The organism is Candidatus Thioglobus autotrophicus (assembly GCF_001293165.1).
In the GTDB taxonomy this organism is placed as follows: domain Bacteria; phylum Pseudomonadota; class Gammaproteobacteria; order PS1; family Pseudothioglobaceae; genus Thioglobus_A; species Thioglobus_A autotrophicus.
This window is the reverse complement of the sequence record NZ_CP010552.1, coordinates 919419-938834: the sequence shown is the minus strand read 5'-3', so window position 1 is coordinate 938834 and position 19416 is coordinate 919419. Positions and strand designations below refer to the sequence as shown.

Genomic DNA, 19416 nt, shown 5'->3' with positions numbered 1-19416 from the left:
CGTAAAAAAATCATTAGTTTTTTATATGGTTAAGCGGCTAGCAACCTATACACTGTCGCTTTGCTCACACCATATTCACCCATAAGCTCCCGAATCAAAACACCAGCTTTACGCTTCTTCTTTAGTTGCTCTACTTGTTCAGCGTCGAGCACTGACTTACGGCCAAATCTAACACCTTTAGCCTTTGCTTTTGCAATGCCTTCTAATTGTCTCTCTTTGCGAATTTCAGTTTCAAATTCTGCAATTGATGCTAAGACATTTAACATAAGCGATCCAACTGGTGTCGAAGTATCGATGTTTTGGTCTAGTACAATAATTTCAACCCCTTTCCGCTTAAGTTGATCGAAAATTTTAGTCAGATGCAACGTGCTACGTCCAAGACGATCTAATTTTGTTATGTATAAAATATCGCCCTCTCTAGCGTACTGAAGCATTGATTGCAATTGCGGCCTTTGATCAGTTGTTCCTGTGTGCGTCTCTTTGAAAACCATATCACACCCGACTTCATTCAACTTATCGAGTTGCACATCTAATTTTTGCCCAGAACTGGATATCCTTGCGTAGGCTATTTTGCTCATGTCTTGTAATCCTTAAACGTTATAAGAATTACATTTTAATACATAAAATAGCACATAACGACCCATACTATCTTTCATGTCTTACCATGTATACGATTTAGCACATACAATAAAACTTGTACTTATAAACCGGCTTCCTCTGCCAGCTGCTCTTCAATTTCACTCCTCCTGTTATGAGTAAGGTAAGACATTTCAACTTGATTTTTCTGATCTTCTCCATACCTTAGCTCTGTATATGCGACAAGAATTTTATGGGCTTCTTTATCAGGATCAATTAGAGTTGTGTCTTCAACACCGTATCTCTCCTTGGCATACCTAATATAATATTTGAATTTTTCTAATTCATAAAAATCATAGCCGCCAGTAGCTACTTTAATTTCATCCAACGCATCTTCAAATGCCTTGTCTATGATCTCCGGTATAGAAAATGTAAAATCAAATCTATGTGGCATTTCTGGCTTGGCAGTCTCCAATGCTTTTATCAAAATTTCAGTGACGCGTGTAGAAATTACTTTTTTCTTAGTTTTATAACCTTCAACAGGTTTAATATATTTCATCGACTCTCCGATTTTATAAAAATTTACGATTGAATTATATCATTCTATTACCATATGTCAAGTATATCGTAATTATTTAATTACATAGTGTAAAAAGTATTAAATTCTAGCTAAACGTGTTGTATATTGGTAGTCTTTATTTGTGACTAACGGCCTTGCATCACTTAACAGTTGAGTAATTCGTAATTAGATCTATCGATTAAGTGGGTAATCATCTGGATGGCCGTAACGCATCCAATCGTATTCTTTAGTTGTATGATAAAAAGCACCTGTATCAGAATCTATTTCAAATTCTTGAACATTTGTGTAGGAACCAGATGCATTGCCACTCGACATAATAAAAACCAGGCTGCGATTCTTATTGACTACTGATTGAATATTTTTAGCTGACAACTCCAATACTTCACTATTCGACTGAACCATGCCATCAAATACCTTGTACTTTGGACTTGGTACGTGTGAAACAAATGCTTTGCATAAAATGCCGTTGTTACAGTCAATTCCAAACATATGCACATCGTTTTTAAAAATTTGCACCTTGCTTTCATTGAAAACTCTTATATCAATATTATTAAGATGGGTAGCATTAAACGCTGTAAAAGCATTAAATGATGTTAATAAAAAAGTAACTAGCAATATTTTTTTCATTATTAATTTACAACTCCCTCTTTATGTCCATACTTATGTACAGTTCAATACATATATTTGCGGAAATTAGCCTTCTTTCAAGATTGCCTAAAAATAATTATAGCTTTAACATTATTCGGCAAGCAGATTGAATATCCGTTAATAGAAATAACTTACTGCCAAGAGGAAATAACTTTATCCTTATCGCCAACTAGCTGAGGATGCTGATTATGTCCTTTGGATATTGCTGTTTTTTGAACCTTATCACTAATGAATGCGTGAAGTTCGCCATTAGTAATTTTTCTATCATTGTTATTATCAGCTTCACCACCTAAACCTCGCATCATCCAGTAACTAAACAAACCATGCTTTAATGATGGATGACTGCTGGCGGTTTCATCATTACCCGCTGCAGAGAATAAGGTGAAGTTGCTTGGAAGATTGTTCAGCTTGTCTTTTTTAACAATACGTAGGCCGCGAGAATTAGCTACTAGCGTACCTTTGCCGCCCCTTGCTTTTCCTGAATAACACGTATCCATAAATAGTGTTACACTCTTAGCATCTAAATCTTTCAAACCATCAATAAGTTCGCTTCTTAGAATCGCTGTTCTTTCCAACAAATCAGTGTCGCCATCCCATGGGATTAAATATGCATTATTGCCGTCAGTAGATGCAAGCCCGTGGCCTGCGAAATAGACATATACATCACTTTTATTCTTGTCAACTTCAGTTGGTAGCCATCTTTCAATAGACTTCCATATACCAGCCTCACTCGATTCTGATCCAGTTAACAACTTTATTCTATCTTCTGAAATACCTAATGCATTTTGAACGTAGTCGTAAAACACTGAAGCATCCGATTCAGCCCATGGAGCGCTTGCTATTGATTCATACTTATCAACACCGATAATCAGGGCTACTGCGTTAGGGCTAGATCTTCTCACAGTTGTTGGTGGCGCTAGCCTTTTATCTTTATTTTTAGAGACAGCCTTCTCTCTATTAAACACAATTTTTTTAGAGCTTTTATTGCCAAATACATCTATCGAAACAATATTAAATTCATTTCTACCTAATTGTATATACTCAGGCACAACAAATTGATTGAACCCGTCATTTTTAATAGCTACTTCTTTACCATTAATGGTTACTTTAGCTATTTTAGAATCATCTTTAATATCTCCAGACAATGTAATATACTTTTCAGTAGTTGTAAATGAGTCACTATTGTAAGTACGAATCTCTGGCGGGCTTGTATCAATATTTGCTACTTTTCTAGCCCTATTAAAGTTTTGAATACCTTCTCCCTTTGATATTTCTTGTTGAGTGAATCCAAAGTTTAATGCAGTTTTTTTATTTTGAACACCTTCTGACTCTGATATTTCTTGTTGAGTGAATCCAGAGTTTAACGCCAATTTTACTAGTAATAGCTCTTTAACTTTATTACTCGCCCTTGTGTCGTTTTGTTCTGCTGCCAAACTATACCATCTAATAGCTTTTTTATAATTTACAGGAACTCCTTGGCCATTAGCATACATCTGTCCTAATTCATATTGGGCATCTACCTGATTTTGTAAAGCAGCTTTTGTATACCACCTAATAGCTTCAGAGTATTTTTTTGAAATACCCTCGCCATAATGATACATTGCCCCAACTTCGTACTGAGATTCTGCATACCCTTGGTTCGCAGATTTTTTATACCACTTAAAAGCTTCTTTATCACTGTAATCTATAGCTAAACCACCATGACTTCCATTCATAGAATACATGTCACCAAGTTTATGCTGAGCCTTATAAAAATCATAATTAGCAGCCTCAAGTATCAATTTAAAACCCTTTAATCTATTTTTACCATCTTCATAATATTTAACACCTTTGTCATACATAATTACAACAACCATATTCGTACCTGTTTTATAGATCTTATTGTTATAATCATTTTTTATTGGATGACCTTCAACAATCAGTGCCCTACTAGGACACTCATCATCCACATATGACTCAGAAATAGTTCCATCTTGACAAAGTTTTGGTTCAAACGGAAGTCCTTTGTATCTATTGAATTCATATGTGCCTATTCGACTTTTAATTAAAGCTAATTGATTTTTAGCCTCAACAGATCCAGTATTAACACACTCTTTTGGGTTTACTTTTATTGTTTCAACATACCACTTTATTGCATTCCTATAATCTGAATTAAAATGATAATTATTTGCCTTGGATAAGGCAAGCATAGGAGCTGAATCACCTAAACATAATTCAGAATAAGGCCTTTTTTTGAAAGACACCCCCTTAACCTTATCTTTATTAATCTTCTTACCTATAATGGCTGTTTTTTTTGGATAAAAAAGACCATCTTTGAAAACACCGGGGCCATGATAATAATCTTTAACCCGAGTCTCAAAATCCTTTCCATCATAACATTCATAACTTCTAATCTCATCAGGGGCGCTTGCAAATCCTGAGCAATTATATTTTTTATACGTTCTATCGCTATTAGAATTCCAATTTGCATAAGAACTCATACAAAACAATAAAGTAACTATTGGTAATAACCAAGACCTTGTCACCATGTCGCAATCACAGTATTCTTATCACCAACTAACTGAGGATGCTGATTATGGCCTTTAGATATTGCTGTTTTTTGAACCTTATCACTAATGAATGCGTGAAGTTCGCCATTAGTAATTTTTCTATCATTGTTATTATCAGCCTCACCACCTAAACCACGCATCATCCAGTAGCTAAACAGTCCATTTTTTTGAGTTGGATGACTTATTGCTGTTTCATCATTAGCTGCCGCTGAAAACAATGTGAAATTAGATGGTAGATCAGCAAGTGTATTTTTCTTGACAATTCTCAACCCTCTAGAAGCTACTAACGTTTGTTTTCCGCCTTTAGCAGAGCCAGAGTAGCATGTATCCATAAATAAGGTTACACTACGTGCTTTAAGGCTATCAAGACCACTAATAACATCTTTTCTTGGAATAGCAGTCCTACTAAGCATACTTGTATCACCATCATAAGGCATTAAATATGCGTCTTTCCCATCTTCTGATGCTAGGCCATGCCCTGCAAAGTAAACGTATACATTGCTCTTATTTTTATCAACCTGGGAAGGTAACCACTGCTCTAGAGACTTCCATATAGCTGTTCTATCTGATTCTTGCCCAGTGATTAATCGTATTCTTTCTACTGGAATGCCTAATGCATTGCGAGCATAGTCATAAAAAGTAGATGCATCTGATTCTGCCCACGGAGCATTAGGCATAGATTTATAATCATCAAGACCAATAATTAACGCAATAGAATTTGGATTGCTTGCTAGCTGTGTAGTTGGAGGTGTCAACTTCTTATCTATATTTTTAACTATAGCTTTATTCCTAACTACAGTTATTGACTTGCTTGCTTTATTGCCAAAAATATCAATTGCTTCAATTATAAATTTATTTTTACCTAGCCCAAGATACATTGCCATATCAAACTGACCAGAGCTGTTAATTGCTATCAAGCCACCATTGATACTAACCTCAGACACGCTAGAATCATCCTTAACAAATCCACTTAAATTAAAATTTGAGCTATCTACTGTTGTAAGATTGTCTTGATTTAAGCTAATAATTGGCGCTTTAGTATCGACAGAAGTGTTTGATGCGTAATTAGACTGTTGTTTTAGGCTACCTTTCGAATCCAGTACTGATCCGCCGTATTTTCCCCACAAACCAGAAAAACTATCGTCATTATCAAATTCACTATTCGTTGGATTGGCTGAAAAAAACTCTTTTGGCTTTGCTTCTGATAAAGTCGCCTTTAAAACATAACCCCATGTCTTTCTATCTACTCTAACAGGTATAAGTCCCGTACTGTTATTACCTCCATTTTTTAACCACACCATTGTCCCTTTTTTTAGTAGCTTTATTACATTATCACTAAAACCATCATTATCTCTCAACTTAGTGTCGTCACGCATAACATATCTAAAGTCTGCTCTTTTCTTACTGTATAAAGGTTTTTCTTTTAACTCTGATTTGGCGTCGCTACTTGCAATATCCTTATTTAACTCATCACTAAATTTTAATTCAACTTTGTCAACCACTCTGGTATCTACACTACTTTTGATATCTTTAAAAGCCCATGAGCGAACATCTTTTAATTCAATACCGCCTGAATTGTATTGATGTTTTATTTTAAAAAATTTATCTGAGCCAAGCTTATCTTTTATCTTGGCCATATCATTATTTAAATTCCATTCAGGTTTAAATTTATTGGTCTCCAAATACCATAAAAGGGCATTTTTATAATCCCCTTTACCAATTAAATAATGATTAGCAATACATGATGCCACCCGCCCAGGGCGATCTTTAGTTGCAAAACCGCCGCATAATCCGGGATCAATTACTTTTGTCTTTAGATAGGCATAATCTATTAAATTATCGCTGTGCTTTGCAAAAGAGTTTTGATCGTAAAGCACTGCGTCAACAGGCTGATGTTTTAAATAATGAAATAATTTAATAATTTTCTTAACACCTTTTACTTTTGCTGCAATTTTTACGGCTTTGTTACCTTCTTTCTTAGTCACTTTACCCATAAGAAATACAGTTTGGTTTGTTGATATCACTCTTACATGATTAGCTTGGAATGTATTTTGATCCTGATATAATGCCTCAACTTGAGCTTCAATAGCTGAATCTTTCATTTTGCTAAAAATATCACTATTTGACTTAACAACAGTTTCATTAATAACTCTATTTATTCTAGGGTTAATATCTGATATTTGTTTGGCAATATAGTTGCGCAACCTCCTACTTGGCACTTCTCCTGTAACAAGCACTACACGATCAAAAACACTCCATTTTATATGTGCATTTTTTAGTTTTGAATCATTATTTTCCCATTCAGAAAGGCTTACTATGATAGCTTGATCATCAGTTAATCCTCCAGTACTATGTCGATCACTATAAGCAATAGGCAGTATTAGCTGTAAAAATAATAATATGAATAATATAGTTTTACTTGAAAATTTCACCTTTCTACCATGACGCAATAATTTTATTAGCGTCACCCACTAACTGCGAGTTTTGCTTGCGACCCATTAGTGCTGCAGCCTTCTTCACATTTTTATTAATAAACTTATGAAGCTCACCATTTGTGATTTTTCTGTCGTTATTACTGTCTGCATCACCGCCTAAGCCTCGCATCATCCAGTAACTAAATAAACCATTTTCTAAATTTGGATGGCTACTAGCAGTTTGCTGATTTGAAGCTGCTGAAAAAATTGTAAAGTTTTTAGGTAGCGAAGAAAAATTATCCTTTTTAACAATGCGCAGTCCACGAGAATCAGCAACCAACGTACCTTTACCGCCCTTCGGAGTTCCAGAGTAACAAGTATCCATAAACAAAGTCACACTTTTAGCTTTTAAATCTTTTAAAACGCTGATAACTTCTTTTCTAGATATTGCTGTTCTACGTAAGCTCTCCAAATTTCCATCATAAGGAATTAGATATGCCTGCTCACCATTAGCTGTTGCCAATCCATGCCCAGCAAAATACACATAAACATTACTACGGCCTTTTTCAACCATAGTAGGTAGCCACATATCCAATGAGTCATAAATTCCACTTCTATCAGACTTATCTCCAGTGATAAGGGCAATTCTATCAGCAGGGATGCCTAATGATTGCTGTGCATAATCAAAAAATACAGACGCATCCGATTCCGCCCATGGGGCTCTAGCTATATTCTCATACTGATCAAGGCCAATAATCAAAGCTACTGCATTTTTATCCTTTCTGCCTTTGAATGATGGCAAATCTAAAGGCTTATCTAAATTTTTAACAATGTCTTTATTTCTAGTGATTGTAACAACCTTGGCTGCCTTATTGCCAAACGCATCTAATGCCACAATATCAAACGTATTCCTCCCTAAGCGCACATATCTAGATATGCTGAAATTACCATTCTCATCTATTGCAACCTTTTTGCCTTTAATAAGTAATTCTGTTATCTTTGAACTATCTTTAATCACACCGCTTATTGTTGCTTTTTTGTCATTTACCGCCATAGAGTCACTATGATTAAAACGAATTACTGGTGGCTGTGTATCAGCCTCAGAAATACTATATGAATCACCTTTATCGGAAGAACTGTTAGTGTTTGAATCTAGTATTGATCCACCATACTGACCCCATAAATCGGAGAAGCTAGACTTCTTCTGCACAACTTTTGCTGGGTTATTATTTGAATTAATTACAAAGTGAAATAATATTTCGCGATCAAAAACACTTTGGTCTGGAGCTGATGGCAATGGTGATGCTTTATATACCGCACGTTCAATCGAATCTTTAAACGATTTTGCTTTCGCATTGTTATCAATATTACAAGACTGTAAATTCACACTTTGTACATTGCCATCCACATCTTGCAAGATGTACACATCACAGCCCCAGTGATCTTTAGCGCCTTGGTAGCGCCATTTATTTTTAACTCGTGAAGCGATTTGATTAATATAATTTACTTTTAACTCGTTCAGAATATCCTCCTGAGCAATTTCCTTATTCTGGCCTAATGATGCATACCAATTTTCTTGCTCAAAAAGACAATGTGGCTCTTTAGTTGAACTTGAATAATCTTTGTTACAACTACCATAAAGTGTTTCTACTAACTTGGCATTATCATGGTTACCCTTTATCTGAAGATATGGATTTTTAGAGAGTAACGGTGACAACTTAACAAAAACTTCACCTGAAGATGAGGCTAACTTAATTTTCCAGATGTGCTTACCACTACCCATCTTGTTCCTGATCAACATCTTAATGTTGCCATCTTTTTCTTTAAGCTTATGTTTTTTATCACTATCAGAACTACTTGGTATTGATGCAGAATTATCTGCAGAAATCTTGTTAGATGTTTTGGTTTCAACAACCCCACTTAAGCGTATTATTTTTGCTTTTATACGGCTGCTCTTTCTTTCAAGAATAACTCGTGTTGAAATCTGATCAATGTAACTGCCTTTTTTTGGGTTAACTTGCAAGGCTAGCTTGCCATTCACATAAAGCTTTATTTTGTCACCACTATGTACTCGATCACCAAACACTACTGTAACTGGTACAACCGCTGCGTTTTCAACGTACTTTGGTGCTTTTATTGTTATATTCTCGCTAGTAACCGCCTTGGAATTAGAACTCACCTTTGTATTATTAGACCATCTGTTGGTGATACCAGGGCATTCATTATCAACATAGGCAGTTGCAAATACTCCATTAGAGCACACCTTGTCTCTACTTAATACCTGTGCTGTGCTTTCACGACATTTTGAATATACGCTATCAATGGCTCTATCTGCCCACTTATAACCCTGGCCTCTAGATTCTTTAAACCACTTTATTGCTTGCTGAGTTTCACCCTTCTTGCAGTGCTTTTTACCTATACGATAATACTGGTAGCCAAGACTACCCTTGTTGCTCTCAACCTCACTTTGAGAATATTGCACACTCTTTCCAGAACAAGCCTTATAAACATTCTCAACAGAACGAACATAGCCTTGTTGTTTAGATTCCCTAAACCATTTAAGTGCTTTTTGATGGTCTCCACTTTTACAGCTTTTCTGCCCTAGAACATAGTACTGATACCCGAGACTACCCTCATTTCCAGAGCTGGTATTAACACGATTATCACTTGAATAGTTTTGTTGGCTGGCATCTTCATTATTAAACTCTTGAGCTATACCCTCTATCAACTTAGCGCCTAAAATACCCTTAATAAGATCAGCTAATGCATCATCAGAATGTGCCTGCATGCCAACTTGCAACATTACAACTGTTAAGAATATTTTTAGAGCTTTCATATTAATCATACTACGCCTTCTTTTTTATAATTTCCACTTCTGTATTACTTAATTTTTAAAGCATTTGGCCCATACACAACTCTCATCTCACCCTTTTGAGTTTTAATTAATGCTGTACCTGAATACATACGCAAATCTTTATTGTATTCAGCCCTCAATACTTCGCCATCGCCATTAATTTTTCCATCAAAGCAACTTAATGAAATATCGCCTTTTGATCCGCCCTTATTAAAATCAAATCGCCCTGAACAAACGTTACGCCCTGAGTCATTAACAAGGTTAAATCTTTCTTGCTTATCGCCAACCAAACTAACCATGCCCGAAATTTTTATAGTTTGGTCGCTTTCAACAACCTCCATTACCCAGGGAAAGCTTCCTGTATGCTGTTTATATGTATTAGCGTTATAAAAAAAGGTGTCATTCAGCGCAACAAGCCTACATTTACAGGCTTTTCCTAGCTGTTCATTTATTTTCTGAGCAGTCTTGTCACAACCATCTTTTGCTCTTGTTATTGCAGCCAAGTCAGTTCTAAAATTCCAAGATGCATATCGACTACTGTCTTTACAGCTTTGTGGATCGATAGCAAATATTGCTTTTGATTTGTTACTATCTCTGTCAAGCCACCTATCAACGAATTTAATATTACGAATATCATTTATAAAACCACTTTGAGCGGGCTTTCTTTTTCTCATATACGGCCTTATCAAGTCATTAGTATTCCATGCTTGATCGTTCATACTATACGGTAATGAAACTCTATAGGCTTCAGCTGAATCAATTCCTAAAGTGCTGGTTAATTGATTGACAGGGTTGCTTACACACCCTGAAAGTAGCACTACCCCAAACAAAATAAATATAATTTTTCTCATTGTTTTATCCTTTACTACATTACCATGATGCGATAACTTTGTCTTTGTCACCAACTAATTGAGGATGCTGCTTGTATCCTGAAGTAGTTGCGGTTTGTTGTACTTTTTTACTAACAAAAGAATGAAGCTCGCCATTTGTTAACTTGCTATCATTATTCATATCCGCTTCACCACCTAACCCGCGCATCATCCAGTAGCTAAAAAGCCCATGTTTTAATGAAGGATGGCTTCGAGCAGTTTCATCATTCGCAGCTGCTGAAAACAAAGTAAAGTTAGGCGGCAGATCCGAAGTTTTGTCTTTTTTGACAATTCTAAGGCCCCTAGCATCTGCAACTAATACTCCCTTACCACCTTTAGCTTTTCCTGAGTAGCATGTATCCATAAACAAGGTAACACTTGCAGCATTTAAAGATTTAAGTGTTTCAACAAACTCACTTCTTCTTAATGCTGTTCTTTTTAGAAGTTCAGGATCTCCATCCCAAGGTATTAAATAAACATCGTCTCCATTCTCAGAAGCAAGGCCATGACCGGCAAAATAAACATACACATCACTCTTCCTTTCGTCGACATATGCTGGAAGCCATTGCTCTACTGATTTCCAAATCCCTCTCATGTCAGATTTATCACCTCTTATGAGTTTTATTCTATCTGTTGATATTCCTAACGATTTATTGGCAAAATCATAAAACATTCCTGCATCAGATTCAGCCCACTGAGCATTAGCAATCGCTTCATATTTATCAATGCCAATAATTAAGGCCACTGCATTAGGATTGTTTGCTTTACTATCTAACGGCGGTATAAGTTTTTTATCTTTATTTTTATAAGTTGCTTCTTTTCTAGTAATCGTTACACTCTTAATTGCAGTATTACCTTTAGCGTCTGTAGCGCTTACTAACACCTCTTTCTTACCAAAAGGTACATACAACTTGGCGCTAAAACCTCCTGAAGTGCTAATAGCTACCGCATCCCCGTCAACAATAATTTCTGCAATTGTTGAATCATCAATAGCCAAACCACTTAGTGTGGTCTGTGATTCAGTGATGGAGATGTTGTCACCTCGAGTTATATGTATAACCGGGGGCTGTTCATCGATGACCAGTGCAGTCTGATCATTATCATCTGTAGAATCATCAGTAGCAGTATATGAATCACCACCATACTGTTGCCATAATTCGGCAAAACTACTTTTTTCTTTGTTTGGTTTTAATTTAGCGGTTAGTTTGGCTATTTTTTGCACAGCTAAATTTTTTGAATCTGTGCTAAGACCATCGCCTTTAATAGAATTTTTATAATATTCAATTGCCAACTTATAACTCTTATCAAGCACACTATTACCATATTCATAAATCAAGCCTAAATTGTATTGGGCACTAGCATTACCTTGATCGGCCGCCTTGCGATACCACCTTACTGCATGTTTATCATCTTGTGCTACACCTTTGCCATTTGAATACATAAGGCCTAAATTGGATTGGGCACTAGCATTACCTTGATCGGCCGCCTTGCGATACCACCTTACTGCCTGTTTATCATCTTCGCCCTTTTCATACATCCAGCCTAAATTGTATTGGGCATTAGCATTACCTTGATTAGCCGCCTTGCGATACCACTTTACTGCCTGTTTATCATCTTGTGCTACACCTTTGCCATCTGAATACATAAGGCCTAAATTGTATTGGGCAATAGCATAGCCTTGATCGGCCGCCTTGCGATACCACCTTACTGCCTGTTTATCATCTTGTGCTACACCTTTGCCATTTGAATACATAAGGCCTAAATTGGATTGGGCATTAGCATAGCCTTGATTAGCCGCCTTGCGATACCACCTTACTGCCTGTTTATCATCTTGTGCTACACCTTTGCCATCTGAATACATAAGGCCTAAATTGTATTGGGCATTAGCATAGCCTTGATCGGCCGCCTTGCGATACCACCTTACTGCCTGTTTATCATCTTGTGCTACACCTTTGCCATTTGAATACATAAGGCCTAAATTGGATTGGGCATTAGCATAGCCTTGATTAGCCGCCTTGCGATACCACCTTACTGCCTGTTTATCATCTTCGCCCTTTTCATACATCCAGCCTAAATTGTATTGGGCATTAGCATTACCTTGATCGGCCGCCTTGCGATACCACTTTACTGCCTGTTTATCATCTTGTGCTACACCTTTGCCATTTTCATACATCCAGCCTAAATTGGATTGGGCATTAGCATAGCCTTGATTAGCCGCCTTGCGATACCACTTTACTGCCTGTTTATCATCTTGTGCTACACCTTTGCCATCTGAATGCATAACGCCTAAATTGAATTGGGCACCAACATTACCTTGATCGGCCGCCTTGCGATACCACTTTACTGCCCGTTTATCATCTTGTGCTACACCTTTGCCATCTAAATACATAAAACCTAAGACTGCCTGTGAAGCAGAATCACCCTGTTTGGCCATATAGCTCCACTTAACAAATGCTTGACCATAATCCCCTTCATTATAGTATTTTAGGCCATCGCTATAATCAGCATAGGTAGTGCCAATTAAACTAATTGATAGTAATAGAGTTAATATTGTGTTTTTTAGTTTCATTTTCTTTATTACTTAATCCTACTCAATACTTGATACATTAGGTCCATACAGCATTCTTATTTGAGTACTTGGTGTCTTAATCAATCCAACACCACTATAAGTGCCTTGGCTCTCATTATAAGAAGAACTTAGAACCTCGCCAGTCCCACTAAACTTCCCATTAAAACAATTAAGTGAAACACTTCCTCTTGATTTTGACCTATTAAGATTAAATTCACCCGAACAAACCTTTATACCAGAATCGTTGAAAAATCCAAAAACATCATTTTGATTTCCTAATATGTCTTTAACTATTCCTGATAATTTAAAAGTTCTTCCACTTTCGGTAACCTCTAAAACCATCGGCATATCCTTGAATTGATATATTTTTAACTGAGATAAGCGTGTTTCTGAATCTTGAGGAAACTTAAATCCCCAGCAGTTATATTCAAGCATCGATGCACAAGAATACAAATGATTACCTACTTTTGAATTATTAATTGATGTTTTGTAATACTTTTTGGCGGCATTCTTAAACCCTAAACCTTCAGCTGACCTTCCTAAAAAATAATAAGCACTATCTTGTGAGCACTCTAGTGACTTTATAAGGTTAGCTAAATCATGCCATCTCTCCCCTGAAAGATTCGAAAGAATAGCTTGATTGCTTGCCCCCCAAGTAAAGCCACAACCACCACCTGAAAGGGTTACTCTACCTTCTCTTAAATTATCAATAAAATTTGGATCTATATGTTTAACAGGCGTCATTCCACACCCTGACAAAAACACTATTCCAATAATAAATATAATTTTTTTCATATTTTCCTTACTTGGCCATACTCAACATAGGCTTTGCATAATTAATTGGAACTGCTAAGCCAATATTTTCAACACCTTCGTAACTCGTAAAGGTCACCTCTTCTTTTTTAATCTTGTATGTACTTGTTTTTGAGTCAACGGCTCTAGCTCTCATGACGCCAATTACTCTACCCTGGCTATTGAAGACTGGTGAGCCACTACTTCCTGGGTAAGATGGGATGGATAGTTGTATTGAGCCATTATGGCGATTAAAGCCACTAATAATCCCTGTGAGCACTGTATGTTCATAACGAGCCCCTAACGGGTTACCAATCATGATGATTGGCTGGCCTTTTCTTAGATTGTTACTATTACCAATCCTGTTAGCTGGAAAGTTTTTTTTTACTGTGACTAGCTTTATTAACGCAAGATCTAATTTGGCATTTGAATCAATTATTTCAGCCTTAATTCTATCGCCATCTAGTGTTGTTACGTACAATCGATCAGAGCCATCAACTACATGGGCATTAGTCATAATGTAGCCATTTTTACTAACAAAAAAACCCGATCCAGACGATCCTTTATCGCCGTCGTACGCTGAAATAAAAACAACTTGCTTATCTAACTTATCTATTAAAGACCCAGAAAAACTAGTAGACAGATCATTAGAATATGAAGACGAATCATCCGAATCTTCACTATTAAAATGATAGATTAATCTTCCGCCTTTGTCCTGGCCACGCTCAACATCTTTTAATAAGTCATCCTTAGACATTGCTAGCTGAATAGCATCTTCAAGTGCAAACATCCCATCGCCACTGTATTTAACTCTAAATGTAATTGTTTGCCTCTTTACACTGTAACCATATCTTACATGACGAACGTCTCTAGCTGACCTAAGCGCTTTAGCAAAAGCAGTCGACACGTGCTTATAATCTTTACCACTTACACCTTTCATTACAATTAAAACACGATCACTATTCTTACCATCGTCTTTTTCACTGAATAAATACTCTAGAGCATTCTCATCAATAAGACCCGCTTTAAGACCTGACAAATCTCTATTGTTTGATATGCGATCCCAAATTACACTATCGACTGCATAGGCATTTTCACCTTTATAAAAGAAAGTCATATTGATTACTTGATCCTCCTCAGAGTAATCATATTTAAACTTATCAACACCTTCAATTTGTTTAACAGTGGTAATCAGCATTCTGCCCGCTTTGGAATAATCATCCTCATTAACATTTCTAACAGTAACTTCAATATGTCGACTATCAGCCCTATCATTATTAAAGAAATAGCCAAGTACATTACCCGCACCACTATCTTGTACAATTTTTTCAAGACTAGAATTGCCGCTAATTCGCTTCCAAAGCTCTGTGTCTAGATCGACAGCTTTATCAACCGTATCAAATACATAAGTAAGCTGGAAGTCTTCTCGACTGTATGATTTTTCTAACTCTTTAACATCAAGATTCTTAATAATAGAATCCATTGCAGCACCAACAGAGCGGTAATCACTTGGAGCAATATTATTAATAACAACAGTAAGTTTGTCAGCTTGTTGCTTATTAAACTCGATCATATTGCCAGACCTATCAATATCAAAACCATCAAAGGTTTTTGAGTCTGTAGCTTTCTGATACATTGATTGAAAAAAATCAGAAACATTACTACCAGTATCACCACGAACTGTTAATACCTTACTAGCTTTATCGTAGCTTTCTCTTAGGTTGTTTGCACCGATAGGGCCCATAAAGTCAAACATCTTATTTTTCCAATCGAAATAATCTTTTTGTTTAACATCATTAACAACAACACGGAACTTGTTGCTCATGGAGTCCGAACCGTCTAAATAACTGCTTATAGAATTCTTAACCTTATCTAAATCAAATTCAGACAAAGCTTTTGCTAATGTTGCCTTTCTTGCATCAAGCTTATCATCCTCATCCTTAGGCTCAACCTTGTACCTTGGTTTATATGAAATAGACTTATCAGTAATCGTTCTGCCACTTATTGCATCGATCACTCGTAATCTAAGCTTTAAAACACTTCTTTTTAAGCCGTAAGCCTTGTAGTCTTTAACGTCTTCGCTTTCAATCCAAACCAGTGAAATCGTCTTAGGCGCATATTCATCTTTCAGCTGCTGTAAAGCCGAGCTATCTCTAAATGATTTTTGATGAAACAGGTCATCAAATGAAATCCTCGAGCCCTCTCCTGTGATTAACTGTTTTGATATGTAGTTATTTTCAACATCAGATGACATGACATTTAAAACATCAGAGAAATAACTTTTGGCCTCACTCATTAACTCCTTAGAATCAGAAATCAATAGCGTCTTAGTGCCTTCTGCCCAGCTTGCATTAGAAAATAGCGTGGCCAGTATAAGTAAAGTAGAAAATAGCTTTTTCATAACTTACTCCTTACCAAAAATAATACGGTTACGTCCAATTGAAAACTCGGGGTCGCCTAGTTTTAGACTAGAGCCTGATAAGAAGTCTTCAATAGCATCAGATAGCCCATCAATTTGTCCTCTATAACCAAGTCTAATGATTTTATTTTTAGGATCTGCTCCCTTATAAGCCCAGTCGGAACCACTTTTTACTGTTTTTCTCAAAGCGCTAAATGAGCTAGAATCTAAAGTATTAAACACTAGAGTGAATTCACGCTCTTCATCTAACTTAATACTTTCCTTAGTTTTTCTAAGTGAGATCTGTTTTCTTGCTTTTTTCTCAAGATCTGCAGCTGCTGAAAGAGCTACACGTTTTGCTATGGCAATTAAACCTTCTGTATCACCTCGAACATAAGGAATAGACCCTGTATGGTCCGTACTAGCTAACTTCATCCATTCGCCATTCTCAAATAATGTCGCATCCACTGTAAGTCTAACTTTCATCATGCGATTACTAACCTCCATAGAGTTAATAGTTACACCAATTAATAAGTCGGCATATTCAGCGAGGACTCTTTTACCATTTTCAAACTTAGAATCAATATTTCTTAATTCAAGATTTGCATTAAACCTTTCGAGTTCATTACTAGAATAGATACCTGACACTTCTTCTTTATTCAACAACTCAACTAGATCACCTTTAATCCTTTCAAATTCAACAACCTCATAACCACTCTGTGAAAATTGATCTTCAATGTTGCCAATTACAACACTCATAACTTCAGGATTAACATCTTTATCCTCTACATTCCAAAACGCTTCAACATAAGTACGATATTTTGCGACAGTTGTAATTGCACGCCCATCAACTAAAGCTCTACGTAGTTTAGTCTTATCTACTGCAAACCAGCCACTCAGGCGAACACTTTCAGTAGTGCCAAGATAAGTATTTTTCTGATCAACTACTTGATTGGTTAACTTCCACTCAGAAATATAATCTGAGAAATTCTTATTTGCCTTCGTAATAGCACGATTAAATTCATCAAAATCCATTGGCTGAGATAGTGCGTGATTAACTTCATCTGCCGCTTCATTTATTGCTTTTAACTTTAATTCATTAACAAGCTTTGTCCTCGTAGCTTCATGATTGACTGCATCATCTGGAACTCTTTTAGTCACATTATTAAACGATGCAATAAATGTATTTTTGGTGCTAGTAGGAACTGAAACTGAAAGGACATCTTTTTCACTAACAGATGTGGTTACCGTTTTTACCGTATCAACTATAAAGCTCTTCAGCGCAGCTCTGTTAATCTTAAAATAACCAGTTAAAATTACATTTTTTGGTCGAGTTGTCGTAAACAGCATTTGAGTCGAATCAGTCTCTTGCTCTAGCAACTTAAACTCATCAACAAAGTCCGCATTAATTGATGCTGCCTTCTTAATGCGTAAATCTAGCTCTTTACCTGACAAAGGACTTACAAGAATTGAATTTATCTCATTTGCTGTTTGCCTTAAAGCCTTAATTTTTAACTCTGCTACAGCCTTCTGTGCCGCTTTTTTTACAGCCTCATTCTCATCTTCAATGTCTTCTGAAACAGCTGTTTTATGGTCTTCGAAGTTATAGATAAACTGTTTTTCATTTTGTTGTGGAAATGGCTTGTCTAATAAAGTCGCCTCATTTAATTGGATAGCCGTAGTCTTATTGGCTTGACATCCCGCCATCAATATTAAGCTCATAATTAATACAATACTTTTTGAGAGCTGTGCTGTTATTGAATTCATTTTATTTCTCCTATTTAGTTACTTAACTAGTATTTTAATTTCATTTACTGGATATATATTGCGCCTCTTTTGCAATGCTTTCGCCATCCCGATCTTTAAAGATTTGTAATCATCGTCCATACAAGCATAGTCTACCCCTTCGACTCGTTTTATTGGTAAAAACCTTTCTTCAATTGGGGTTAATGATGCAAAAATCTTAATCGTTTCTTGACCTATCGTCTCATCAGTAATGATAAGTTCTTCTAATTCATTGTCAGCCTTACCGCCAATTACATGTATGGTGCCTGCCGAAAGAAACCCTGAGTCTTTTTCAGAGATTGGCTTTATCTGGCAGATTGTGCCATCAACAGTAACGTAAAACACTCTAATGTAAGCATCAACATCTGGCCTAATGCTTATCTCTAAACGATCTCCATCTCTATAAACAGCGCTTTCATGATTAACCCAAGCAGCAACAGATATCCCTCCTTCATTTGGATCAATATTATCAAATGTATCTTTAACAATATTCTTGTTACTAGGATACATTGACATACCTTGCGGAATAGATGTGCTCATTGTGAATTCAGTTGAGGCAGTTGCAATAACTGTTCCGTCTGATTTTGATAGCTTATAGTTTAAATTTACTTTGTTGCCACCCACTCTAAACCTACCTTTCAGCCTGTTTACTTGTTGATTGATATTAGACTTATCTTTAACAATGATAGAAGGAAGGTTGTTGAGATCTTCCACCATATATTGATTCATAGCAACAGTAAAATCACTAATAAATTCATCAGAATTAGATTTTCCACCTGTCAATCCAGAAATTACAGCATTAACTCTTTGTCCGGCCAACTGCTCATCAAACTTACCTGCGATTTCATAAGAAATATCTCTTAGCGATCTATTCTGCCAGTTGCTAGGCAATGCTTCTGATTTAAGAAACATTGAGCCACTAGAAATGTTTTTTCCTTCGCTATTCATTACGCTGCCATACAAAGACAACCCTTTAAATGATTTTGTATAACTAATTGCTAGCACAAGGTTGGCGTCAAAATATTTGTTAGTGACTGAAATGCCGCTTTTGATAAGCGATGAGCTTAAAACCTCATGTATTCGATTAGAAAATGGAAGATAAATTCTATTTTGTGACGAGTCAAGAATTTCACTTACATACACAGAACCTTCTTGAGGATTGACATTGACAATATCATTAACAAACTGTGAAATTTTATTATCCCAGGTGGCAAAACTCACCTGAGTGCCTACACTAAACAGAGTGAAAAATAATATTGTTTTTATATTGTTAAATTTATAAACCATATGTTTCATTATAAACCATTGAGGTTAATTTCAACAATTAGTCGCAATTTATCATCCACTCTTAGGATTAGGCATTGTCCAAACAGGTAAACAAT

Annotated in this window: 12 protein-coding genes; all 12 read right to left on the bottom strand. The window is 36.2% G+C overall.

Annotation, left to right across the window (positions count from 1 at the left end; genetic code table 11):
* Positions 1-29: 29 nt before the first annotated feature.
* The 12 genes from SP60_RS05025 to SP60_RS04970 all read right to left on the bottom strand — a co-directional run bounded on the left by SP60_RS05025 (position 30) and on the right by SP60_RS04970 (position 19255).
* Positions 30-578, bottom strand: coding sequence for a recombinase family protein (locus SP60_RS05025; protein ID WP_053951583.1), 549 nt, complete (start codon positions 576-578; stop codon positions 30-32).
* A gap of 122 nt (positions 579-700) precedes the next feature.
* The gene (locus SP60_RS05020; RefSeq protein ID WP_053951582.1) at positions 701-1135 is read right to left on the bottom strand and encodes a hypothetical protein; all 435 of its coding nucleotides are present in this window, start codon (positions 1133-1135) and stop codon (positions 701-703) included.
* Positions 1136-1327: 192 nt separating this feature from the next.
* Positions 1328-1783 (bottom strand): hypothetical protein, encoded by a 456-nt coding sequence (locus tag SP60_RS05015; RefSeq protein WP_053951581.1) that lies wholly within the window; start codon positions 1781-1783, stop codon positions 1328-1330.
* Positions 1784-1935: 152 nt separating this feature from the next.
* On the bottom strand, positions 1936-4284 hold the full coding sequence (locus SP60_RS05010; RefSeq protein WP_053951580.1) for a caspase family protein: 2349 nt from the start codon (positions 4282-4284) through the stop codon (positions 1936-1938).
* Positions 4285-4325: 41 nt separating this feature from the next.
* Positions 4326-6785, bottom strand: coding sequence for a BON domain-containing protein (locus tag SP60_RS05005; protein ID WP_158403342.1), 2460 nt, complete (start codon positions 6783-6785; stop codon positions 4326-4328).
* 4 nt (positions 6786-6789) lie between these two features.
* Entirely contained in the window at positions 6790-9612 is a 2823-nt protein-coding gene (locus SP60_RS08270) for a caspase family protein (RefSeq protein WP_082319647.1), read from the bottom strand.
* A 35-nt stretch (positions 9613-9647) separates the two neighbouring features.
* Positions 9648-10472 (bottom strand): lipoprotein, encoded by an 825-nt coding sequence (locus tag SP60_RS04995; RefSeq protein WP_053951578.1) that lies wholly within the window; start codon positions 10470-10472, stop codon positions 9648-9650.
* A 19-nt stretch (positions 10473-10491) separates the two neighbouring features.
* Positions 10492-13059, bottom strand: coding sequence for a caspase family protein (locus tag SP60_RS08500; protein WP_053951577.1), 2568 nt, complete (start codon positions 13057-13059; stop codon positions 10492-10494).
* An 18-nt stretch (positions 13060-13077) separates the two neighbouring features.
* Positions 13078-13854, bottom strand: coding sequence for a hypothetical protein (locus SP60_RS04985; RefSeq protein WP_053951576.1), 777 nt, complete (start codon positions 13852-13854; stop codon positions 13078-13080).
* 7 nt (positions 13855-13861) lie between these two features.
* Positions 13862-16252 (bottom strand): S1C family serine protease, encoded by a 2391-nt coding sequence (locus SP60_RS04980; protein WP_053951575.1) that lies wholly within the window; start codon positions 16250-16252, stop codon positions 13862-13864.
* A gap of 3 nt (positions 16253-16255) precedes the next feature.
* Positions 16256-18016, bottom strand: coding sequence for a hypothetical protein (locus SP60_RS04975; protein ID WP_053951574.1), 1761 nt, complete (start codon positions 18014-18016; stop codon positions 16256-16258).
* 18 nt (positions 18017-18034) lie between these two features.
* On the bottom strand, positions 18035-19255 hold the full coding sequence (locus tag SP60_RS04970) for a DUF4384 domain-containing protein (protein ID WP_158403340.1): 1221 nt from the start codon (positions 19253-19255) through the stop codon (positions 18035-18037).
* Positions 19256-19416: the final 161 nt, after the last annotated feature.